This is a genomic window from Lentibacillus sp. CBA3610 (assembly GCF_013373365.1).
In the GTDB taxonomy this organism is placed as follows: domain Bacteria; phylum Bacillota; class Bacilli; order Bacillales; family Amphibacillaceae; genus Lentibacillus.
This window is the reverse complement of the sequence record NZ_CP035925.1, coordinates 3,705,901-3,729,624: the sequence shown is the minus strand read 5'-3', so window position 1 is coordinate 3,729,624 and position 23,724 is coordinate 3,705,901. Positions and strand designations below refer to the sequence as shown.

20 protein-coding genes and 1 pseudogene are annotated in these 23,724 nt (G+C 33.0%); 10 read left to right on the top strand and 11 right to left on the bottom strand.

Annotated features, from left to right (window positions below; genetic code table 11):
• Positions 1 to 68: 68 nt before the first annotated feature.
• Genes Len3610_RS18685 through Len3610_RS18660 form a run of 6 tightly spaced genes read right to left on the bottom strand, consistent with a single transcriptional unit; the run spans position 69 to position 9,252 of the window.
• Positions 69 to 878: a lantibiotic dehydratase C-terminal domain-containing protein gene (locus Len3610_RS18685; RefSeq protein WP_176449260.1), complete on the bottom strand. Its 810-nt coding sequence runs from the start codon at positions 876 to 878 to the stop codon at positions 69 to 71.
• 13 nt (positions 879 to 891) lie between these two features.
• The gene (locus tag Len3610_RS18680) at positions 892 to 2,232 is read right to left on the bottom strand and encodes a hypothetical protein (protein WP_176449259.1); all 1,341 of its coding nucleotides are present in this window, start codon (positions 2,230 to 2,232) and stop codon (positions 892 to 894) included.
• Positions 2,210 to 3,922 (bottom strand): YcaO-like family protein, encoded by a 1,713-nt coding sequence (locus tag Len3610_RS18675; RefSeq protein ID WP_176449258.1) that lies wholly within the window; start codon positions 3,920 to 3,922, stop codon positions 2,210 to 2,212. Before Len3610_RS18675 ends, Len3610_RS18680 begins: the two co-directional genes overlap by 23 nt.
• Entirely contained in the window at positions 3,912 to 5,537 is a 1,626-nt protein-coding gene (locus Len3610_RS18670; protein WP_176449257.1) for a hypothetical protein, read from the bottom strand. Before Len3610_RS18670 ends, Len3610_RS18675 begins: the two co-directional genes overlap by 11 nt.
• Entirely contained in the window at positions 5,534 to 8,110 is a 2,577-nt protein-coding gene (locus Len3610_RS18665) for a hypothetical protein (RefSeq protein ID WP_176449256.1), read from the bottom strand. Before Len3610_RS18665 ends, Len3610_RS18670 begins: the two co-directional genes overlap by 4 nt.
• Positions 8,107 to 9,252, bottom strand: coding sequence for a hypothetical protein (locus tag Len3610_RS18660; protein WP_176449255.1), 1,146 nt, complete (start codon positions 9,250 to 9,252; stop codon positions 8,107 to 8,109). Before Len3610_RS18660 ends, Len3610_RS18665 begins: the two co-directional genes overlap by 4 nt.
• A 47-nt stretch (positions 9,253 to 9,299) precedes the next feature.
• Here Len3610_RS18660 and Len3610_RS18655 point away from each other — a divergent pair, with 47 nt between their 5' ends.
• The 6 genes from Len3610_RS18655 (at position 9,300) to Len3610_RS18630 (ending at position 15,354) form a co-directional block, all read left to right on the top strand.
• Positions 9,300 to 10,517 (top strand): hypothetical protein, encoded by a 1,218-nt coding sequence (locus tag Len3610_RS18655; protein ID WP_176449254.1) that lies wholly within the window; start codon positions 9,300 to 9,302, stop codon positions 10,515 to 10,517.
• Positions 10,501 to 11,742, top strand: a complete 1,242-nt coding sequence (locus Len3610_RS18650; protein ID WP_176449253.1) for an aminotransferase class III-fold pyridoxal phosphate-dependent enzyme — start codon at positions 10,501 to 10,503, stop codon at positions 11,740 to 11,742. The genes Len3610_RS18655 and Len3610_RS18650 overlap by 17 nt, the downstream gene beginning before the upstream one ends.
• Before the next feature lie 11 nt (positions 11,743 to 11,753).
• Entirely contained in the window at positions 11,754 to 12,464 is a 711-nt protein-coding gene (locus tag Len3610_RS18645; RefSeq protein ID WP_176449252.1) for an SDR family oxidoreductase, read from the top strand.
• Positions 12,465 to 12,496: 32 nt separating this feature from the next.
• A complete protein-coding gene (locus tag Len3610_RS18640) occupies positions 12,497 to 12,688 on the top strand; it encodes a thiazolylpeptide-type bacteriocin (RefSeq protein ID WP_176449251.1) in 192 nt (63 codons plus the stop codon).
• A 70-nt stretch (positions 12,689 to 12,758) separates the two neighbouring features.
• Complete coding sequence (locus Len3610_RS18635; protein ID WP_176449250.1) at positions 12,759 to 13,508, top strand: class I SAM-dependent DNA methyltransferase; 750 nt, start codon at positions 12,759 to 12,761, stop codon at positions 13,506 to 13,508.
• Positions 13,509 to 13,617: 109 nt separating this feature from the next.
• A complete protein-coding gene (locus Len3610_RS18630) occupies positions 13,618 to 15,354 on the top strand; it encodes an ABC transporter ATP-binding protein (RefSeq protein ID WP_176449249.1) in 1,737 nt (578 codons plus the stop codon).
• Positions 15,355 to 15,977: 623 nt separating this feature from the next.
• On the opposite strand, the pseudogene Len3610_RS18625 reads toward Len3610_RS18630, so the two are convergent.
• Together Len3610_RS18625 and Len3610_RS18620 are read right to left on the bottom strand one after the other, a co-directional pair.
• Positions 15,978 to 16,798, bottom strand: a pseudogene (locus tag Len3610_RS18625) (IS256 family transposase); the annotation flags it as partial.
• Between the two features lie 69 nt (positions 16,799 to 16,867).
• Entirely contained in the window at positions 16,868 to 17,422 is a 555-nt protein-coding gene (locus Len3610_RS18620; RefSeq protein ID WP_176449248.1) for a hypothetical protein, read from the bottom strand.
• Between the two features lie 526 nt (positions 17,423 to 17,948).
• On the opposite strand from Len3610_RS18620, the gene Len3610_RS18615 reads away from it, so the two are divergent.
• A complete protein-coding gene (locus Len3610_RS18615) occupies positions 17,949 to 18,521 on the top strand; it encodes a recombinase family protein (protein WP_176449247.1) in 573 nt (190 codons plus the stop codon).
• Between the two features lie 287 nt (positions 18,522 to 18,808).
• On the opposite strand, the gene Len3610_RS18610 is transcribed toward Len3610_RS18615, so the two are convergent.
• Positions 18,809 to 19,216: a replication initiation protein gene (locus Len3610_RS18610; RefSeq protein ID WP_176449246.1), complete on the bottom strand. Its 408-nt coding sequence runs from the start codon at positions 19,214 to 19,216 to the stop codon at positions 18,809 to 18,811.
• Between the two features lie 143 nt (positions 19,217 to 19,359).
• Between Len3610_RS18610 and Len3610_RS21295 the strand changes: the two genes are divergently transcribed.
• Positions 19,360 to 19,482 carry an AbrB/MazE/SpoVT family DNA-binding domain-containing protein gene (locus Len3610_RS21295; RefSeq protein WP_255259684.1) on the top strand — a complete coding sequence of 41 codons (123 nt, stop codon included), beginning with the start codon at positions 19,360 to 19,362 and terminating at the stop codon, positions 19,480 to 19,482.
• Positions 19,483 to 19,976: 494 nt separating this feature from the next.
• Here Len3610_RS21295 and Len3610_RS18605 read toward each other — a convergent pair whose 3' ends face one another.
• Together Len3610_RS18605 and Len3610_RS18600 are read right to left on the bottom strand one after the other, a co-directional pair.
• The gene (locus tag Len3610_RS18605; RefSeq protein WP_176449245.1) at positions 19,977 to 21,842 is read right to left on the bottom strand and encodes a DNA primase family protein; all 1,866 of its coding nucleotides are present in this window, start codon (positions 21,840 to 21,842) and stop codon (positions 19,977 to 19,979) included.
• A 345-nt stretch (positions 21,843 to 22,187) separates the two neighbouring features.
• The gene (locus Len3610_RS18600; RefSeq protein ID WP_176449244.1) at positions 22,188 to 22,364 is read right to left on the bottom strand and encodes a hypothetical protein; all 177 of its coding nucleotides are present in this window, start codon (positions 22,362 to 22,364) and stop codon (positions 22,188 to 22,190) included.
• 760 nt (positions 22,365 to 23,124) lie between these two features.
• Between Len3610_RS18600 and Len3610_RS18595 the strand changes: the two genes are divergently transcribed.
• Positions 23,125 to 23,298 (top strand): ribonuclease H family protein, encoded by a 174-nt coding sequence (locus Len3610_RS18595; protein ID WP_176449243.1) that lies wholly within the window; start codon positions 23,125 to 23,127, stop codon positions 23,296 to 23,298.
• A complete protein-coding gene (locus Len3610_RS18590; RefSeq protein WP_176449242.1) occupies positions 23,264 to 23,572 on the top strand; it encodes a ribonuclease H family protein in 309 nt (102 codons plus the stop codon). Before Len3610_RS18595 ends, Len3610_RS18590 begins: the two co-directional genes overlap by 35 nt.
• Positions 23,573 to 23,724 lie beyond the last annotated feature (152 nt).

Sequence of the window (23,724 nt, the reverse complement as noted above, 5' to 3'; positions counted from 1 at the left end):
GTGAGTAGATATTTCTACTTCAAACTAGTTTCCACATGTACTAAATTAATCGTTTACACTTTTATTTTTCACTGACTTACTATAACCGACAGTAAATTATCTGCAAGCTCGTACTCTAAAGAAGGACTTATACCTAATCGGTTATTAGTCATGTGGACATGAGACATTAGCAAAGAATATTCATTAAATATCCCATTCTCCTCTAAACTATTAATATACTCAGAATACAATTTATTATTTCTTAAACTTGTAACCCTTAGTTCATTTAACCGTTTTGTATAGTATTTTAGTCGAAAAGACTGATCTTTCTTAATATTGCTATTTACTGCATAATTCCTCCAAAAATCTCTATAATTCTCTATCGCTGTTTTTCTATTGTCCAAACGTTCAAAGGATAAATAGATTAGATCAAACCCTAAGATTATTCTTTTAGTAAAATCTAATTTGTTTAATTTCAACGCCATTTTACTACTCTCACAAAAAACATCTTCAGAGTCAGACATGGAATCTCTTCCTCCATATCGATCATATTCAGGATTGTAATCAATTTCTACTACCGATCCATGTTTGCACCAATAAGTGTGATGAACTCCCTCCATACCAATAGAAATGTTGTCATAAAAACTATATTTATCTACAAGATTAACTTCATAATATTTAAGAAACTCTCTGATAGAGTCAGCAAAACACTCCTTAATAATTTTGTAGTTTTCCTCTTTACATTTGAATCTTAACCTAACATGTGGACCTCCTAACCAATAACGAATAAAAAAAAACTTCTCTAGTTTAGTTTGTTTAATAAATTGCTCAAAATCATGTTTTAAATAAACATCCAATGCTTTATAGTCATGAATATAGCCGTGAAGTGAATACCACATTTGCCTTCCCCCATTACATGTAATAACTTACTTGTTGAGTTGGTGCGTTACATACTACGCCCATATAATTGATCGTACATTCTGTCTGAAGATTTAGTTTATCTTTTATATATGAGTCATTATGATTTTTCATTGGTCTAAAGGAATACTGAAATCTATTAATATAAATTCCAATGAATTGCATCACCTCACCAAAAGAAGTAATATGGTTACGCAAACCAAAATTTGAAATCATATCTTTGGTTGAATATCCAATAACGACTGTATTATAGGAATTCATATCAAAGATATTACGGTTATCATACATTAAATAACTATAGTTAATATCTACTTTGTAATGATTTCCGTTCTCAAACCAGGCAATAGTCCCTTCACTCTCTTTTTTCAAAATCATCAATTGTATATCCTTATTATTAAAAAATTTTTTATTTGTTTTAATTAATGACAAGATTTTATCTGGTTTCACTTTCTCAAATAAATCTCCTTTATTATAGTTTCCAACAATTGTATGTGCTGAGTTTCTTTTTTCAACGTTAATAAAAGGAATACTGTAGAATCCCTCGCTAAACTTCTCGACTTTCTGGATTTCTTTTTCATTGTTGTAACAATCGATTAAAGGACGTAAATGGGGGGCTGCACAAAGTTCATCGAGGGAGATATCTAACCTTTTATCATACCCAAGTAAACTATTATCAACATTTATTACTTCTGATAGGTCCATTTCAATTTCTAAAGCAAAAGAGACGTAGGAATACCTTTTATCAAGATTTACATGAGAATAAAATTCTTGGCTATTAAATTTTGTATATTGATAATAATTTAAACGATAGTTGCCTAACTCATTTTTAATGTTATACAATAAATGACCCGAGTCTAACATGCTAATATATAAGGAGAATTCATTGTACAATCGAGATAGATTAAGTATATCACTTACTCCTATTAAGTAAGTTTTTTTCTCATCAAAAACCTCCGTACTCATTTTTTTTGATGATATTAGCAGGAATTGATCCGTGTACATCGCATAATAATATGCATATCCGTTAATGATGAAAACTAACCTGGTTGAATGAAAACTTCTGGCGGAAGGAGAATTGTTATGATCGTTATAATTACTTAGTAAATCAAATCTTCTAATTCTAAGAGAATGATTAATAATACTATTTAAAAATACATTCTCCTTCCATGATTGATCATATTCTTTTCTATTTTTAGCTACTATATATTCTTTGGAGAACGAAGTTACTGTAACAATATGATTTTCATTATTAGAAATATATCTTTCTTCGGAATAATGTTTATAGTAACTTTCTTCCAATTCTTTAACTGTGTTATGGGAAAGGGTGTGGTTCATGATTGACAACTTCCTCACTTCCTTTTAATTCGTTTATCCTCACTCCATCTGAGATTCTCGTACTATTAACATTTTGAAGAATATAACCAAAACTAATATCCTGCATAGTAGGTATCACAACCTTAACACAATTTAAATCTAAATCTTGTAGCGAGCGATTTGTTAAATTTACAATTAATATATCATCATGAAATTCCATTATATCATTTGTGATTTCTTCAAAAAATTCCATTTGAGTTAAGTTCCTTTTCCTCAATAAAACAGACCGTTTTTTTATAGAATCTTCTGCTTTAATACTATGAGGAGTCTCAAGAGCAAATGCTAATGCTTTTTTCATATGAATAGAAGAGTATAAGAATAAATGATCTTCAAGGTTTCTAACATTGGAGTAGTCTTTAAGAAAATCCTTTATATTTTTGCTCTCATAACGTGTATCTTTAAAACGTAAAAATGCTCTAATAGAAGTGGAAGCTTCCACTAATGCGGATTCAATTGCTTTAATTGGGTCTATGTTCGATCCGGCAGCTGTATAAAAAGCTAATTTATAATCGTCTGAATTTTGACGTTCTAATAATACCCAGTATGAAGGAACCTGGCTTTCAAGTGTTATATCAAAGATATGTGTTTTGTAACCAAAAAACCACAAATAATTAATCATCATATTAATATTTTGGTCTCCTAAACCTTGAACATCAGTAAGTCTTTCTGGAGAAGACTTTGAAAACCAATAAACAAAAAATGAGTCTCTTTCAATTATTTCAAATAATCCAGTTATTGCTGCTTCATAATAATTTGCACCTAAAGCAACCCCATTTGAACTTGAACCCAGAAAAGACTTTTTCTTTACATCAGGGTAACTATCAAGAGCAAAATATATTATTTGCTCGGGAACTAGTATGTATTTTTTTCTTTTTATGGAATAAGCATATTTCCAAAAGATCCTATCAGAAATTTTATATGGCTTGTAAGGAAAATCTGAATTTGCATACTGTTCCTCAGAAAAATGTATAAAAGTACTGAGGGGGATATAATCCTCATTATGGTTCATAAGTTCCTCCTCACTATTATAAAAACAACTAGTAAAATTCGGAATAGCCCCTTGAAGTCGTTCTAAACCTTCTAATAATGCTGTATAATAAGAACCTTTAAATGTATCTGTCCTGCCATGAGCATCAATAATTCGATCTCCTATAAAAAATTCTGTACTTAGTAAGGGCATACTATCAGATATACTTCTTGTAACCTTGTCAAATAAACCAAAATCAGAATTTACGAAACTATCAAGGTTTTCTTCTATCTTCTTTATAACGGTATTTAGAGATTTAGAACGAATACCATATAACATCTTCGCTTTTGAATCAATTATTCTAAATTGTTCATTCTTTATAATTGTATCTTCCTCACTACACCCTTCACATTGAGGATATTTATACATCCTCACTTTCTTACACTCTTTTGTCATTAAATTCAAAACGAAATAATACTGTCCATCATATGATCTTATTTCATCTTTTAATATATTAATTAAGTGTTTGTCAAAAGTTGTAGTATTTAAAAATTTGATGAATGCAGGATTTTTCTTTGCCTTTATTCTCTTTTTGATGCATGTGATACACCCACGTTCATGTTGCTCATACGCAATAAAAATATATTCATTATGTTTGTACGTTGCTATGTTATTAATTTCCATCCACCTCTATTCTACGTATAATTAATTTTGAATTAGCCATCTTCTTTTCATATTTCCACGGTTTTTCCGTATAAAATATTCTGTTTGCAGAAAGTAACTTTAAAATTTCTTCATTTTTCTGATCTATATTTATATAACACTGCTGCAATGTTTGATAACTTATCTTTTGTTTTATAGGTTCATTTATTTTAACTTTATCCAAAACTCCGAAAAAATCCTTGTCTTGGTTTAAATTAAGTAGTAAATAATTTACATTTAATTCATTCATCATTTTTATGGGTTTAAAGGTTCTTATGTGATTCGTATAGTATTCCATACCTGTTGGTGTATCCACGCCTAAAAATACTTGATAACTCTCTGATTCCAAATATTTTTTCACGAAAAACTCCACATTGTTTTTCAAAATATTCGAACTTTCAAATAACCCGTCCTTGCCTTTAGGTATAGAATAAACCCTATAATATTCAACCGCTTCATCAATATTCTCTAATAACAATATGTTCTTATTGAATAAATAGCTTTCTGGTGTTGAAACCAACCATTGTGAATTAGATCGTTCCATTAATATCTTTTTAATCCCTCTGCTTATACCCTCTATTACAGTTGCTTCATAATCTAAACCTGCAAACAAAAAAGCATCTTCTTGATCATTTGATTTCAACCCATACACAGAATAACCTAGATGGTACAAGTTAGAGAACACATTATTGTTTAATCCTAATGGTTCAATTGGGAAGCCCTTTGTATTAATGTCCTCTTCAAGTTCTTTAATCGAGTCTAATAACGTTTTGTCTTTTGCAATGTCAGCTGTTGCTACTTCGTATGTTTCTGGTACTGTTTCCGTTATATCTAGAGTATTTAAATTATACTCGTAAAATTTCCCTTGATAATTTATAGAAAAGTAATCTTTCCCGAACCCTCCCATTACTTTTAATGTATACAATACAATATAGATTGGACTGATTTTTACCAATAGAGAATCAGCAACAAAATAATTACTTTTCTGCTTTACTTCTAACAGTTCTTCTTCACCTATTCTTTTGTTCAAGGATACTTTCGCACCAACAATACGATCTGATTCCAAATCCAACTCTACACAATTTCTTTGTTTTATTTCATTCGGTAAACAAATTAACCAATCGTTTTCGACCTCATCTGTATTTATAGAATTAACCATTATATCGTGTTTTTCAAACTGATCCACCAAACCAGGAAGTAAATTTTCAACTTTACCACTAATTCTTAATTTGACATTGTAAAGCAGATTACATACTTCGTAAATATCATTATTCTGAGGGAGATACTGTACTACAGTTAAAAACCACTCTTTCTCTTGAAATTCAACTAAACTACGTTCTTCCTCATAAATAAAGAATGAACCGATATCAATCAATAATTTTAGTAATTTTAATTTTGTTTTTTGATCCCCCTGCACTTTTGATGTTAAGTCATAAACTAATACTTCTCCTTCATAATTTAATATATTGACAAGAATAGCGTATTCTTCATCATTAAGTCTTATAGTTATCTTCTTAAAGTAGTTAGTTATTTCAACTTTATCCTTTTCTTTATAAACCATCGTAATCTCTCTATTAAAAACGAGTGCACCTTTCATACTTTTTCACCATCCTGATAAATTTCAAAATTATATTCTTCAGCCGTCTCGTCATCATTACTTAAATACTCTTCTAAAAAAAATATAGTATGATCACTGGCTCTAAGATTATTTAAAAATTTACGAAACACTTTGACTGATATCGGATCAAGGAGATTAACAAAAAAAGGTTTGAAATTATACCAAGTCTCATCCTCCGTATCTATAGCTTTATTGATTACGACAAAAAATTGATTTGGTAAATCAATTTTATTAAAAATTATATTTATCTTATGAAAATATTCTATATCCTGTTCTGTCGACTTTTCATCAAGTGAACTAACAAATAAATCAAATCTATACCGTTTTCTTGTTAATATAATTTGATCATAAGTTAGCCTTGGTATGATTTGTTGATTGACAAAATCTGATATCTTATAAAACATTTCTCCGGAATTGAAAATGTGTTGTATGGTAGCCACATAACTAGGCATATACATCGGAGTAAGTGAACCCCTGAAACAAATGTTAGATTCTTGGTCATTCTTATCCACAAACTTTACCATGTTTGTATCATGTTCTAATTTCACTTTGAAGTCTTCAAATTTAACTAAATTGTCCTGTTCTCCTTTTGAAAAACGCCTCCTTCCAGCCCCTTGCATATAACATTCATTTTTTAATCTATGAATTTTTACATTTCCATTAAAACCAAAAGTATCTGTAATTTCATAAAAATTATTTCTATTATAATGGTCTTCTAGAAACTGCTGATAGTTTTCATCTTTTGTTAAATATTCTAAATAGTTATTCATAAACCTTGCATGGTACCTCTCATTACCTTCATAGATGTTATTTACAATTAGCCGACCTTTAGCTAGTTGAATAAAAAAACTACTATTTAAAGAGACTCTATCCTTTATATTGCTTGGGATTTTATTTTGGTATTTTTCTAATACTTTTTTTATATTAATTTCTTCACTATCACGATGTTTTAAATAATCATTTAGTTCATTAATAAAGTCTTTTTTAAGGGAATCAAGTATTCTAACTTCTTCTGAAATAATGTCCTTATCATTAATAAAGGTGGGGTCTGCCCAATAATCTATCATTGTTTTAGATAGATCAAACAATTCTGATGAAAAATCACTATCCATTTCTAATAAATTATTGTCATTATCCTTTTTTAATCTAGCTCCTAACTCACATCTTGTCCGTATTTTTGTATCAAAAATAATTGAGAATAATTGTAAATTACTTAATGGATTCAACTGCTTTTCAATAAAATTGTTTTTGATTTTCTCATCAGGTGTGTAGCTATCTTCATAAAAAATATCTAAAGCAGAAAAAATTAATCCTGTTTGGGTTTCTATATTATTTAATAATTCTACAATTTCTGCTATCCCTGTATTTTTCCCTTCTAATGTTTCCTCCTCTGATAATTGTTTTACTAATTTCTCAGCAGTGTCTAAAAAATATATTAATTCTTGATAAGTTTCATCAGGTAAAAATTTTTTTGTCTTAATACGAATATCATTTATGAGTCGTTCACTGCTCCTTTCATCAAAATCAATAGCTGGTGTCAACAGTCCTAGTTCAATATATTTTTGGATTATCTTAACAACCTTATCCTTACTTATATTTTGTGAGATTGCCTTATGAATTTCTTCAAAATGTATCCACTCGCTTTTATTTAATTTATCTTCAAACAGCATTTTCAAATTGTGATTGATTCTAAATTGTATTACTCCCTCTGAAGCAGAATAAATTTTATTTGCGTTACTATCTTCTCTTAGAGAAACAAACTCTAAATAAGGAACACCATTTTTCTCAAAAAAAGACATAGGCGGTAAAGCGTAATACATATCAGTTATAAACTGATTAGCATTATTTAAATAAAAGAAAGTAATTCTGTAAAGGAATGAAAAATTAAGTGCAACTTCCTTTTTAAAGTTATTGTCACTAATTGTTTTTTCCCCTTTGTTCGGTAGCTGAGCTCTTCCTACACTCGTCAATTCACCTAAAGGACTTGTCTTAAAAGCAGCCCTTGTCAAAAATTTGTAGAGAGTATCTTCTAGTTTTCTTTGTTTTTTCTTATGATCGTTTATGGGAGTTATTAAATATGAATATAATTTAGAGTATATGGTGCGGTTCATCATTAGAAGACTTCTTTGTAAATAGGTATTATCTAATAGTTGTTGCTGCATTATAAATCTAGAATGAAATAACCTCTCCTCATAATCTCTATCAATTTCTGTATGGAGCTTATCGATCTTCAATTGGGATTGAAGATATTTTTTTAAATTAGTTTTTAATTCATTGTTTAAAGAATCGATATTTTCATTCATTAAAAAACTAATTTTGTTTATATTACCTTTTTTTATAGCCCTCACAAGATCCAATAAACTATGACTGTAATTTTCTTTTTTCTCCTTTTTTAATAATTCCAATATTGTTAACTTTAGTTCTTCAAGATGCTTACTTTCATGGCTTATCAGGTTCCCAAAATTATTATATTTCCTGAAATTATTTGTTAGAAATTTTTCTTTTAATAAATGATTTTTCCGATTTAATATAAACGGATTAACCGTCGTCATTCAATCACCTCAAAAGAATATTGTATTTCATCTGGTAGTAACTCTTCATAATATTTTACTGCTGAATACGCATAAAATTGCTTATTTATTACACTTTGTTCGAATAACGGTAAGCTTAAATAGAATAGATTCACAATGTCCCGATATACCATCATTTTTTTTGAAGTAATGAACCCTTCTAAATCTTCCATACGTTTTAAGTCCCCATGAAATTTATTTTTTAATGGAGAAATCGTAGTTTTTAATCTGGAAAGCTGCTCCTCTATACTAATCATAGAATCATCTTTATAGTTATCTAACGAAAAATTCTCATTCATATCTGCTGCAATTTCCTTCCAAGCTAATTCCCATTCTAAAAGCTTATTTTTTACGTAAGGATTAACGACTATTTCATTGTCTTTAAAAATCGATTTTCGTTTTTCTTCAAATTGATTTATAAAATTTGTCTTGTATCCCCAGTTTTCTACTGAAGATAAAAACCCTTGTGCTTGAGATAGAAAAGATAAACAACCATTCGCTGGCCCATCTTCAAACAGAGTGGCTATAAAACGAAACTTATATAAGAATAAGTGAGCTTTCTCATGACTATCCATTTCAACAAAATCTTCAAGTATATTAATAAGCAACGGGTTTAATTTTCTTCTATAATGACTAAATTTAGTTAAGTGATATTCAGAATTATAAACCCCACTTTTAGGGTTTCTTATAATGACTTCACCATGGTTACGTATAGAGCTATCTTTTATTCCTGATCTTCCTTCAAGTTTTGCTAATCTCTGCTGTTGTTTGAGGTACTTAATCTGTTCTTTTTTAATATATCTAGGATCAAGTTTATTAAAGTCTAAGTAATTATCAACACATTCTTTTAATTCGGGAATCTTTTGATATTCTCTATAACTGTCTTTATATACAATAAAAATATTCGGACCGTTTTCCCAATCACTATCAAAATAAAACTCATTGAATCCATTTTTAATCGAAGAATTTTTCACCAAATCTAGCAATAAATTAAGTTTTGTTTTTTCGTAATTATAAATAGATATAGGCAAAATATTACCACCTTTTTTAGTTTTATTTTTAGGAAAAATTTGAATTGGGTGTTTACAAAACCATAACATAACTGTTATATTTTGAATAGACATAAATTGGTAATAATTCATATATTTTTTTATAGAAAAGGAGCTAAATAATGAAAAGTATTATAATAATTTATGAAGATGAAATTGGTAAAATTATACCTTTTGTTCCTTCTCAAATTAACATAAGCCCAAATGATAATGTATTCATAGATGATTTTAATTTTGATGTTAATTCACCCTTAGATTTCGTCGATTATCTCCGATATCATGAAATAACTGAATATATTATTTTTAGTAATGGTAAGAGAATTAATAAAATAGTCAATTTTGTTAACTCATTTGCAACAACCATATTTCATATTTTTGATTTTCAAGCAAACTTAATAGCTGGCAATAAAGATGTCTTAGAAGATGAATTGCAGGTTCAAATACAAAATTACCTTAGTGAGAACTTAGGATTTTTTTCATCTCCTTATACTTTAGAGGAAGATATACATCAATTAATTACAGCCGATTACCCATTCGATTATCGTAACAACCTAATAAAGCATATACATATTTCATCGAGAGACTCTCTTGAATATATTCACAGCACTGTATTTGAAAACTGTTCAATGAATAGTATTATATTTACAGATTATTCTAATGATATTGATAATTACTTTCCTATTAAATGTGCGACAGAAACAATAAACAAATACATTGATAAATACAAAAAGGAAAGTAAAGAAGAAATTATGTTGTCTGTTGCTAATTTTCGTGAAAAAGGAGAAGTTAATCGTACTTGGTTAAATATACCAATTGATTATTTTTCTTTACTTGAAATGTCAAGAAATAATCGACTTTTTTATTCCAATCAAAGAATTTATCGTGATTTTCAAAACAATGACCTTCTCTCCAAACGCTTAGATACTACTTACTCACAGATTATTAATTTTAATAGTTACTTTAAAAAGAAAAATTTCAATCCAGAAGAGCAAATATTTCCTTACCTAATAAATGTATCCAAACATTTAAAAGCAAAAAGGAAATTACATCTTATTACGCCGTACAATATTTTAATTCATGCTGATAGATGGAATTCATACACATACTTTAACTTAATTGGAATCATAGCAGATGAGAAGTTTTATATACTAAATAACAAAAACAATATAAAGTATGAGGTTCCAAAACAATTTCTTATACTTTTAGAGTTTTATTTAAAAGAAAATCTTGACTCCAAACAACTTAAAAATTATTTTCCAAATAAATTACAACAATATAAAGATTCTTTTTTTAAATTTATGTCGAAAATTGAAAGGGAACAGTATGACAAATTATTATGATATTCCAGTTTTTATGGATCAAAGCAAAAACCCACAAAATTTAATTAATATTACTAATGCCCGAGATGAATATTTAATAAGTAAAAATGGGAAAAAATATTTAGATTTAAGAAGTGGATTATGGAATGTAAGTTTGGGTTATAATAATGCAATTTTAAATGGTTTCCAAGAAGAAATAAGTAAAAATTTGAATAAAGGCATGTTTTATCTCGACAGTAGAAAATTCACTACAGACTTATACCAGAATTATGCAAAAAAATTGCTAGGTTTTATAAACCAATCTGATAATTTTTTCAAAACTATTTTTTATTCAAATAGTGGGTCAGAAACAATTGAATTAGCTTTGAAAATGGCAAGTTCTATTTTCCCTAATAAAAAAACTGTCGCTTATGCCAACGGATTTCATGGTACGTATTTTGGCGGAATGGCAGTTAGTGGTATAGCCTCAGATGTTAACAAAAAATTCCTAAACGGAAAAGAAAATGTCTCTTTTTTCGCACCGCCAACAACTAGAGAGCGATTTGAATACCTTATTAACTATATTGAAAAAGAACATACACACATAAGTTCTTTCATATTCGAACCCATACTTGGGTCAGCGGGGACTACCATTATCCCTGAGGAGTTTACTGAAGAACTTTTAGAGACTTGTAAAAGATATGGAATTATCACTATTTTTGATGAGGTTGCTACAGGTTTCTTCCGTACTGGTGAGCGATTTTATTTCAATCGCTTTAACCATAAACCAGACATAGTTCTTTTAAGCAAAAATATTAATAACGGCCTCTTACCCTTTGGAGCGGTTGTTATTAACAAAGAAGTTGCAAATCTACTAGACGGATCATTTATTGACCACTTTTCAACCCAAAATGGCAATATTTTAGGAATTATATCTTCAACAGTAGTTTTAGATTACTTAATTAAAAATGAAAATCAACTTTTAGAAAATATTAGGAAAATTGATTATTTAATTAATACCTATTTTTCAGATTATAAATTATCTGGGAAAGGAGCACTTTACTCAATTCCAATAGATAATATAAAATACTCAGACTTTATTTATTCTAAATTAGCACAAGAAGGAATACTTGTAGCTAACTACTCGTATAGAGAGAATCTTACATATAAATCAGGGATTTCACTCTTCCCTCATTTCAATATCAATTTAAAAAAGTTTGAAAAAACATTAGAAATAATTGTTAAAAACATAAACTCTATTTATTAAGGGTGGATTAAATGAAGAGAATACTGGTTGTTGGATCCGAGGGGCTAATAGGAAAAGAAATTCAACGGATATTATATAGTAATTACAATTTAATTTGCTTAGATAAGCAAATTAAACGAGAAAACCAAGAAACAGGCATTATAGATATCGAGTGCGATATTACTGATAAAGAAGAACTCAATGCAGCATATTGCAAAATAAAAGAAAATAAAATATCTATTGATGGAATTGTATTTGCAGCAGGGGTTACCAACAAAGATAGTTTTTTCTCACTACATAGAAATTCCATAAACGAAGTGATTGACGTTAACGTAAATTCAATTATTTACGTTTTAAAAAGACTTTATGATTTACTTTCTCTTAAAGTCTCAATAGTATGTATCGCTTCTCAAAACGGATGTATCGGTCATGAAGATAGAATCATATATGGCCCATCAAAAGCAGCAATTATCCAGCTTGTTAAAAACTTAACGGTTGATTTCACTAAATATTCAAATATTAATCTTAAGATTAATGCTATCTCACCTGGCTATATACAAGATTCTTATAATGAACAATTTTTCGCAACATACCCTGGAAAGAAATACTTAGAAAGAAATCCTTACGAAAAATTAGTTAAACCTCTGGAAGTAGCCAATATTATCCAATTTCTGCTTTCTGATAAAAGCGATGGAATTAGAGGACAGAACATAGCCGTGGATTATGGTTATACTATCATTTAAATTCTTTAAACTTTGAAAGGAGGTGAAAACTTATGACGGATTCAACAAATACGGTAACTGAAAGTCAAATTGTGGATGAACTATTTAGTGATTTAGAGGAATTAGAATTTGTTGAAATCAAGGAAGCGACAGCATTACCAGAAACTGCTGCTACTAGTGGTTCAGCAACAAATGGTGCATGTTCATGTTGCGGGTCTTGTTCAACATGCTCATCTACAACTTAATGTTACTGCACTAATTTTAGAGACTACCCTTAAAAAGGGTAGTCTAACCATCTTTAAGGGAGCTAAAAATATGTCTTACGGATATCACTTGTCAAAAATATATATGAATAATCTAACCCAATTCCCAATGAGAATCTCTTCAACTATATATAATTTTTTAGAGCAAAAAGTAGACAATCGAAATTTATTAGATTTATGCTGTGGTACTGGTCATTTGGCCTATTATTTTTTAAAAAAAGGATATCATGTAACCGGCATTGATCTATCAAAATATATGCTCTCACACGCAAAAAATATTAACACAAATTATATACGAGCAGGAAAAGCAACTTTCATACATGGGGATGTAACAAACTTCAGTTTAGCCAATCGTTATTCAATTATACTCTCTACGTATGACTCATTAAACCATTTAGACAATTTCACTCTACTGTCCGACACTTTTAAGAATGCCTACTCTCACTTAGATGAAAATGGATATTTCATATTTGACTTAAATACAAAGCAAGGGCTGTCAAAACCTAACGGTGGTTTATTGAGTGAAGATGAAAATCATTTCAATATGGCTCAATCATTTTACGATTCAACATGGAATAAGGCGTATTGTCGTTATTATGGATTCATTAAAGAACCATCAACAGAACATTATTTTAAGTACGATGAGACTATATCTAACACTATTTTTTCACTTAGTGAAGTGGAGCGCTCTCTTTATCAGACAGGGTTTACATCAGTTTATTTTGCAACATTAAGAGATTTAGATCGCAAAATTGAAAACCCAGAATCCAAAGATAGAGTGTTTGCCATCGTAAGAAAATGATTAATGCCTTTGAGACTGCATCTAAAAATTTGGAATTAAATCTAGAAAGAATGTACTAATCAAAAGGGAGATACAAATTAAGTAATTTCTTTCAAAGGGGGAAAATGAATTGAAAAAAAATAGTGAAAAAAAAACAAATAAATTCCTACAACTTATATATTCAACCAATATTCCAAAAATTGCGCTGACCCTGGGACTAGTTGGAAGTCTAATTACAACTGTTGTTTCGTTATCAATACCCCTTTTGACAAGAGAATTAATTGATGGCTTCTCAGTTGAATCGATTAATTGGATTCTTATCGGGATTATTTTTCTTGTTTTTATGTTACAAGCCATACTTGAAGGAACATCGTTATATGCACTTACATATGTGGGACAACGAATCGTTGCTAGTTTACGTGAAAAAATGTGGTTAAAATTAGTTCGATTACCAGTTTCTTATTTTGATAAAACGAAGAGTGGTGAAACTGTGAGCCGTGTTGTGAATGATACAGGAATTGTAAAAGACTTAATTTCACAACAATTTCCCCAGTTTTTTGGGGGAGTTGTCACGGTAGTTGGTGCTGTCAGTGTATTGTTAGTAATGGATTGGAGAATGACTGTATTAATGTTAATAGCAGTTCCATTCACTGCTTTGTTTATTATGCCATTAGGTCATAGAATGTCAAAAATTTCACGAAGTTTACAAGATGAAACAGCTCATTTTACAGGACTTGTTCAGCAAACTCTAAGTGAAATACGCTTAATGAAAGCATCGAATGCTGAAACAACTGAAGAAAAAAAAGGTATTCTAGGTATTAATAACTTATTGTCGCTTGGCATGAAGGAAGGTCGAATTTTTGCTTTAATTGCACCGATCATTTATCTCGTGATTATGGTTGTTATTGTCTTTATTATAGGATATGGGGGAATTCGAGTTACTCAAGGTTCGATGACTACTGGAACTCTTGTGGCCTTTCTGCTTTATTTATTTCAAATCATATTTCCCATTACCTCTTTCGCAATATTTTTTACCCAACTACAAAAAGCACAAGGTGCATCAGAGAGGATTACTGAGATTTTAAATGTTGAAGAAGAAAGCAGTGATGGTGACAAAGAACTGGATGTCTCCAACCAACCAATTCATATTGACAATGTATCTTTTTTCTATAATGAAGAGAATCCTGTATTAAGAAAAATGAGCTTCAACGTTACTCCTGGAACAGTTGTCGCTTTAGCTGGACCTAGCGGAAGTGGAAAAACAACTATGTTCGGGTTGCTTGAACAATTTTATCGACCAACAAAAGGGGAGATATATATCGGAAAAATTTCTATTAAAGAATTATCCATTTATTCCTGGAGAAGACAGATTGGTTATGTATCCCAGGATAGCCCTATGGTTCTCGGTTCGATAAGAGAGAATTTATGCTACGGTTTAGAAGATCAAAAAGATATTGATGACGAACGTTTATGGGAAGTTGCTAAGATGGCTTTTGCCGATCAATTTATATCTGACTTTCCTAAAGGCCTCGATACAGAGGTTGGCGAGCGAGGGGTTAAGCTATCAGGAGGGCAACGACAGCGAATTGCAATTGCAAGAGCAATCTTGAGAAACCCAAAAATTCTAATGATGGACGAGGCAACTGTAAGTTTAGATAGCCAATCAGAAGGAATGGTACAACAAGCTTTAACAAAACTAATGCAAGGTAGAACGACCTTTTTAATCGCCCACCGATTATCAACAATTATAAACGCAGATAAGATTATTTTTATAGAAGATGGCCATATAACTGGAGAAGGGACACATGACGAACTCGTAAAAACTCATAATCTGTACAAGGAATTTGCGGAACAACAATTATCCTAATTACTTTTTGTACCTTGTTTGCATCTCACATTCCGCACCTTGAATAGACATATTAAATTTTTTTACACCCCATCATGACGAGATAAACGAAGTTGGATTAATGGTCTTTAAGCGTATGGCTATAGTGTTCTGACACGGTAACGTAGGCTTCAGGGTCAAATTGAAGCAGATTAAACACCTTTTTCAATTCATCTTCGTATCGAACTTCCCGGTACTATTTTTGATTATCACGGTCATACCACTTCATGACAGTAACGGTAGCGAGCAGGATCAGGATCTGCCGAGCGGTAGGATTGGTGGTGTAGTTGCCAAGTACAGGTTGCAATCATAGCTTGCCCCAAGAATAACGTTTTTTGCTTCTATTCAATAAGATCGATTTTTGAATTAAATAGACTTTTCAACTATCCATTGCAGTAATATATAATAAATGATGATTGAAATATTATCATGAGAATCCTTATTACCAGTTGTATACTCCTTTACCAAACCTAAAAGTTTATTATCTTTATTAGGGGAAAGGTAGTGTCAATAATTTTGTGTAAATCTTATAGGATATCCTACAGAATAGAATTGGATTTTCAGACATCACCACCCCGGGTACCCGGGGTGGTGATGTCTGAAAGTTAGGTTAAATCATCCCCGGTCATTTCCGTACCACTTTCGAACATATCCTGCAGCTGCTGATAAGCACTTGCGAATCCTCTCAGTTTCCGTTCTGCCCATCTTTGGTTGTAATCAGTAACCTGAAGATATACCACCTTTTCTGTAGCCCTTTCGCTGGGCAAACTGTTCATCGTCTTTGTGCGTTTTCTTGATTTCTCTCATGGTCTCTCCTATGATGTTGTCTTGTAAATGATACGTTGGATGGAAGACGGATAATCCAGAAATGTCAAAAGCACTTCGAGATTAAAAGCCTTAAATTGCTTTTTAGCATCTTCCTTTGTGCTTGCCTCATAAATAGGTTTTAAATCTTCTGCAATGGCGGTCTGATCCTTTTTACGTACGGTATTTAAGGCATTTCGAATTTTATGGACGACGCAACGTTAACATCGGCTTTTGGATATATTTCCTTCATTGCTTCCTCTAATCCTGGGAGGCCGCCAAACACCCCAAGCAGCACTTCTTTGGCTCCCCGTTCGTAAATATCACAAAGGATATCTTTCCAGCCAAGAGCACTTTCCTGGCCGCCCACATAGAATCCTAGGATTTCACGGTATCCTTCTTCTATTACACCAATGACGATGTAGACGACTTCGTTAGCGACATCATCACGACGCAATTTCAGATAGGTTCCGTCGAGGTAAAGAACGGAATATCGCTTTTGTAATGGACGTTGTTGCCAGGCCTCAATGTTTTCAATCATCGCATCTGTGATGTTGCTTACCGTCGTTACCGAGTAAGACGATCCTAACATATGCTCGATCATCTGGCCGATTTCTCGCGTTTAAAATTCCTAATTGTGGTAAGTATTCTTTTTATTGAACTTACCGTACAATTTTCGCATTTTTTGCCACTACATACTAAAAATAGCAATAATTATTGCCACTACAGAAAGTGTTAAACTTAAAATTTGCATTCTCTTATTGTCTATTTGGGTTATTTCTCCATCTATAAGACTTTGAATCCTATGTATAAATTCATTTGCTTCATATTTTTGTGATCGAAGGTTTTCTCTAAATCTAGCTCCATCATAGGGATTTTCAATATCCAATAATTCCGAGAATAGATCCCCTTCTTTCATAAGCTTCATCGCTTCTAATTGTGTTGAAGTAAGATTTTTGCGAGTTTCCTTTAATTCTTTTTTCTTTTTTTGTTTACTAGCGTCAGTAAACAATTTTAACAATTCCTTTTGTACTTCAAAATAATGCTTGTTTATTTCCACATACCATGTATTGATCGAAATAGTATCTTCTTCCGAAAAAGGCTCTTCCAGCTCATATTTTCTTTGGAGTTCCTGTAACCTTTTTCGTTTAACAAGTGGATTAACGAAATTACTATCAGGGTATCTCCCTATAAGTTCTCCTTCATTTGCTTTTTTATATGATAGTAAAAATTCATATTGAAACATTTTAAATCACCTTTATTATGATGTTTTTAACGGATAATCATTCCAGTCGGATGCTTTTCTATATCATTTCAAAAATTTTTTAGGAATCCCTAAATTCATTCTTTTAAAGCCGCTAGAAGAACCCGTGATCTTGCTTTGTATCAGTAAAAAGTTTCGTTTTCTGAATCTCAATCAATGTTTCAATCAAACGCCAATCTCGTTCTTCAATGCAGGTCTTAATTTTCTTTTATAGTAACACACAGTTAGTATACCGTACGCAAATCAACCCTTTTATTTAACATTATAGAACCAACAGTTATTCTGCAAAATGGTTCGTTTGTTTAATTGTATTGTATCAGAATTATTTTATAAATTGTTAACTTTATCTAATAAGTGTTGTATTAAAAACGAATGTTTTTGATACAACGTGGAATAACTTATTTTTTCTTTGATAACGACAAGATAATTAGTTTCAAAAGTTTATTCAAAAACTATGTATTTAAAACTACCTTTTGTGATACAATCTGACTTGAAAGGTGGTTATGTCATGCCTCAATACATTTATGGCTATGCAAGAGTGAGTACCCAGCAGCAAGATTTATCCCGACAGGTTGATTTACTGGAATCCTATTACTGCAATGAAATATTGACGGAAAAAATGACCGGGACCAAGGCTGATCGACCTGAATTAGAACGTTTGAAAGATAAAATAAGACCCGGTGACATGGTTGTCGTTGAAAGTTTCTCAAGACTCGGCAGAAGCACGAAGGATTTAATTAATCTGGTCAATTACTTTGAAGAGCATGATGTAAAATTGGTCAGCAACAAAGAAAACTTTGATACATCTACGCCGCAAGGAAGGTTGATGATGACCGTATTTCAGGCATTCAGCCAATTTGAAAGGGATTTGATTGTAGAACGCACGAAAGAAGGATTGAAAAGTGCCAGAGCCAGAGGTAGAAAAGGCGGACGTCCAACAGTGAATCAAAAAGACATTACTAAGGCCATCAAACTATATCATACCGAGGAATACAGTGTGAAAGAAATTGAAGAAATGACCGGAATCAGCAAGGCTACGCTGTACCGTTATTTAAGTAAGGAAGGGAATGAAAGTTCATAACTCACGAATTTTGTTTATTAAAAGAATCAGGTGCAAAACAGCACTTAAATTAGTGCAAATTAACGTTAAAAGTAATAATTCAAGAGTAGATATTATTAATTTTGATTTTGGCGGAATTTGAATCAATGTAGAGTGGGAACATAAGGCGTTGCATTACATCTAACCAGTCAACATTCAGGGTTCCTCCTTTTTCACTGTCAAGTATATATTCCTATCCCAGCGCAACGTCACAAGAGTCCATGCGCATCAATCCCTAGATCCCGCAAGCCTGTAGCTTGCGGTCACAATCAAGGGTATAGTTTTAATGTTTCGGCGTTCATGAGATACGGCTCGATCACATCATTGAATTGAATATGTACCATATCGTCTTCATACACGATCCCTTTAAACCAAGGAAACCAACCGGATTGTAATTCCGTTTTAATCATGATGTTTTTCTTCGTGAGTTCGTCCATTATTTTCTCCACTTTGGCATGATAATCATTACCGGAAATGCCTGCTACTTTGATGAACTCTGAGATTGTAAACGAAACATCGGGAAAAGATTCGGGTGATTTACTAACTTTACCGGCAGCATATCGGATGATTTTATGCTCGGTTGCTGTCAAATCATCCTCATAAATCGCTTCAACCAAATCATTTGATTGATAGATTTGCATTTTTTTCTCTGTGTTCTTCTCTTTCGAATTTGTCATCGTGATACACAACCTTGTCTTAAATCTATACATCTTCATATTATGCCATAATATGAGGCGCATTTCGACAGATTCTATGAAAAGCCACAGATTGAGGATGGACATAGAACAATACTAAAAGGACAATAAAGGGAGTGAATCACATGTCCACAACTGCCCAAAATCCAAAAGACCCAACATTAGAAGAATTAATGGCGGGGGTCACAAAAGAAAATCAGCACGAAGAAGTTGATTGGGGAAGGCCAGAAGGGGAAGAAATCTGGTAATAATACTTATGTACCTCCATAGATAATTGTGAATAGGCATGCCAAATAATCCGGTATGCCACATGCATTCAATCCTTGCATTGTCACACAGAAAAAATTCAGTTGTTGTATACAAGGAGGTCGGCTGAAATAAGAGCATTATTTCCTCACAAAAAGCAAATGTACCACTTGTACCACTAAAAAACGACTTATTCTTACATATTTTCCATATCTACTTTTTTATTTTATTATTAAATTAATAGAATAATAGTGGTACAAGTGGTACAAAGCACTGTAACCCTTGGTACGACTGCGTTTAAGCTGTACCACTTTTTGAAAATATAGTGGTACATTGATGGTACATTGGGCTCCTTAGTGGTACAATTCTCTCCTTTTTCCTGTGACTTCCGGAGCGATTCCACCATTTTTCCTGCTTATTACCATTTCGAAGTGGTACAAATCAATCTTTAGTGGTACAAAACGCTCCGTAGTGGTACATTAGTGGTACAAGTTTCTTAGATTCTCAGGAACCCACGGTACGTTGTTTTCCGGATAAATTCACGTTTTTTTTGATTGTTGTTTCCATTGTAAAACGGGTCCATCCACTCGGTCGGTTGACCGATTCTTTCTGGTACGTCCAAACCGAAATGACTAATCAACGGTTCGTCGTCATCCATTTTCCCTTTCGACCGAACCTTTCTAGTTTCTCCTGTTCTGTCTTCCCATGGATCACCTTGTGACCCAATCACGCTACGTAATTGCTCAAGGAAGCTAGTTTTCGACATCGGCTTTCCGCTCGGGTTATTCTTCATATGCCATTTGCAGTACATATCGTATAAGAATTGCGATGGAAGTAAGTCCCATACAAACTCGTCCTTATTCTCGTTCCAGAAATCCATTACAGGATTGTTCTTTTCGCGATATTGGTCAAGAAACGCAGCCGAACGCTCCGGTACGATGAACTCCTCAAAGTTCATGCTGAGTGCTTTGCATAACACGTACTCCAGCACATCTTTACGGTTAATATAGTCATCCTTGATATATTTCCGCTCCCCGTTGTTCGTGAACGACTTCAAGAACGGAACAAGAATAATGCGGCGATAGAACGACTCGGATTTATCTTTTGTTTTCGGCAAACCATTCATCATCTGAATGTTCGTCCCGTTAAACTGCATACGCAATGGTGCTTTATTTTTTATATCAATGTTCATATCATCACCTGTGACAGACGCCTTGTAGTCCTTCACACTATCAATAAATACATCCACGTCGTTTTCATCCGCGATGTTCGCCGCAACCCCTAGCAGGGTAGATTTCAAAAATGGATGGTTGAAATCCGCGACAGCGAGCGATGCGTAATTCCCTTTACCGAGTAAGTTCTTAATTAACTGACCGACAGTCCCTTTCCCGTTGTTTCCTTTCTCTGAATAGAACCATATGCTCTTGTGACGTGAGTAGTTAGGTTGTAAGCAGTCCGCAATAACCTGCCATATTAAAGTTGTTGAATCCACGTCATTGTCCATAGTATCGTGTAGCCATGACTCCACGTCCCACTGATAACCATCCGGCGCTGTAAATACAGGGTTTATTGGGTGTGGCTTATAATCCACAGGGATCTTTGTGAGAAACACATATTTAGAATGAAATGGCATTAGTTGTTTCGTTTGCTGATTAAAGATTCCGTTGTTCACAGCAAACAAGTGACGCTCCTTCGTCTGCTCGACTGTCGGCACTGAACGTTCGATTTTGTGAATTACTTTGTCCATTTCGCGCTGGTCAAATTTTGGCGCCAGCCGCTCCATTATCTCGTAAAGATATCCCCTGCTCGAATTGTATATACCCATCTTAGGCGATGTGTTGTTGTTGTCATGCACTGCAAGTAGCGTATCCACCACCCGTTCTGTCATCTGGATGTTTCGGAATGTGAATATAGACATCATAATGACGGCTACATCGTCAAATTCCAGCTTGTCAGGAATTCGCTTTTTTCCTGATTTGATGGCGATGTTGAATTCCTCTACGTGTTGTATTTTACAGTTAAGCGCATCTTGACCAACACGCAGTAAGAACTTTCTATTAATTTTTTCCGGTAGTTTAAGATCGTTCAAAAACCGTGAAAGGTACTCCGGAACGTGAACATCATCCGGGACCTGCACACGATTATTCGACTGATTATCGCCATCACTACTACTACCTGTTACATTTCCATTATCGTTGTTTCCACCATTACCACCAGTAGCATTATCGCTCACCGGTATAGCGCTATATTTGTCGTCGTTCGATATGAATTCGAATCCTTCATCGTATATAACTCTTTGGTTCTTGATTTTTTCGGAATTAGTGTTATTATTAGTAGTAGATACCATGGTTGTGTCGACCATATGGCATACACCTCTCTTATATTTGTTTGGTGACGTGTCTTGTATAACTCAACGTAAAGTAGTTCTGACCCTGGACCGGTCAGCAACTTAAAATCTGTGCTCCTGTTGCAAATGTCGCTTCGAGGGGCTATTTTTTTGCCTCTGTTTCTTTCAGTCTAAAAGGATTGTTTAGATCCATTTCTTCCTCACTGAGCTACTTCACCATCATCGCTCCTCTGCCTAAACCATCGTGGTAATTAGCTCGGCTTTTGTTATGTCTGCGCTCGGTGGATTGGTCGTCCATCTATTTGCACTTGATGGTGATCACGCTGCTTGTAACTTGTGTGACTGAACTGCCATCATGTATCATCTGCAGCCCGGGAAGATTTCTTCGTAAATTTTTTCGATTGCCAAATCGACAACGTCCTGTTTGCGTACACTTCCAAGGGGTGTTTGTCCTTGAAGATGTTCTATCAATTCATCGATTTTAGCTGCATTTTCTTCCTTAATACGAGCTCCCGCGAAAACTCTATTTTTCGACATATCCCAAACCTCCATTTTCTTTGTTAATTTGTTAATACAAGGATAAAACACAATATTAAATACTATCAATAGTCCCCTAAGAACAATTGTTCACATGAATATACAAAAGGTTTAAAAAAAGTCATTGACAAATCTCTCGATCTATGAATGAGGCGATATACGTTTTTTTAATTACCCAAAAGCCCGGTGAAAAACTATAATTTCAGCTAAAAATAATATGACATCCTACTGTATATCCTGAAAATATAAAATCAGATAATAGCACTTTTACCTTTGTGCCAATTTTTGTATCGTACTTGCTGAAATATCGAGTCCACGGTATTTTGCTGTTAACCAGGCTTATTCTCTTGCCTCTGACTTTTTCACCGGCCTTCTAAATCCCTTGAAACATTACTTCGTTCATAAAGGGAGCATTCCTGTCATGAAAAAATTTGAGATTTAACAAAAAATGAACCTCCTTGATATCATACGGGATGTCGATGTATCGACTCCTAAATTAACCAAACCAAGGAGGACTCAAAATAGATTATAATGGTTTTTGTATCATTTTCTCGATTTGATTTACCGTATTCCAAAGATGGGTCAATTTTATTCACACGTTTTAGTATTACATTTTTTGTAACAGGTTTTTTGTTACGTTTCACTGTTTCATCATCCTGAACATCTTCCTCGTTGAGTATATTTGTTATCTCGGATGTTCAAACGCTTTCCAGACAAAACCGCCGCAGAACACGCACTAATTCACGGCTGGAAGGCCAGCGTGAAACCTAAAAAGAATAAACCACAACAAAAAACTAAAGATTATGTAAAAGAGAGTATTTCTGTGGACGCCGCCTGCAGCGGCAATCCCGGCGCGATGGAATTCCAGGGAGTCCATACCGATACCGGCGCGCAAATCTTTGGCGTCCAGCGTCTATCCAGTCGGTACGAATAACCTGGGTGAATTTCTCGCCGTTGTTCGTGCACTGCGATACCTGCATGAAAAAGGATCAGAGATACCGGTCTATTCGGATTCGGTGAGTGCCATTGCATGGGTCCGGAAGAAACGTGTCAATACCAACCTGAATCGAAACGCCGATACCGAAGCACTGTGGCGGGATATCGACGAAGCCATTCAGTGGCTGCACGATCATGATTATGCTAACCCTTTGCTCAAATGGGAGACGAAAACCTGGGGCGAGTCCAAAGCTGATTTCGGGCGGAAATAAGCAAGAAACCGGTGTGATTGGCGCTAACGGGATCAGTTCTGGGAGGGAAAATACAAAATAACATAAATTTTAGGGATACAAATCACATGTGATGTAGTATCCCCTTTTTTATTGATATGACAGTGGTCGATTCAACTTATACAACGAAAAAC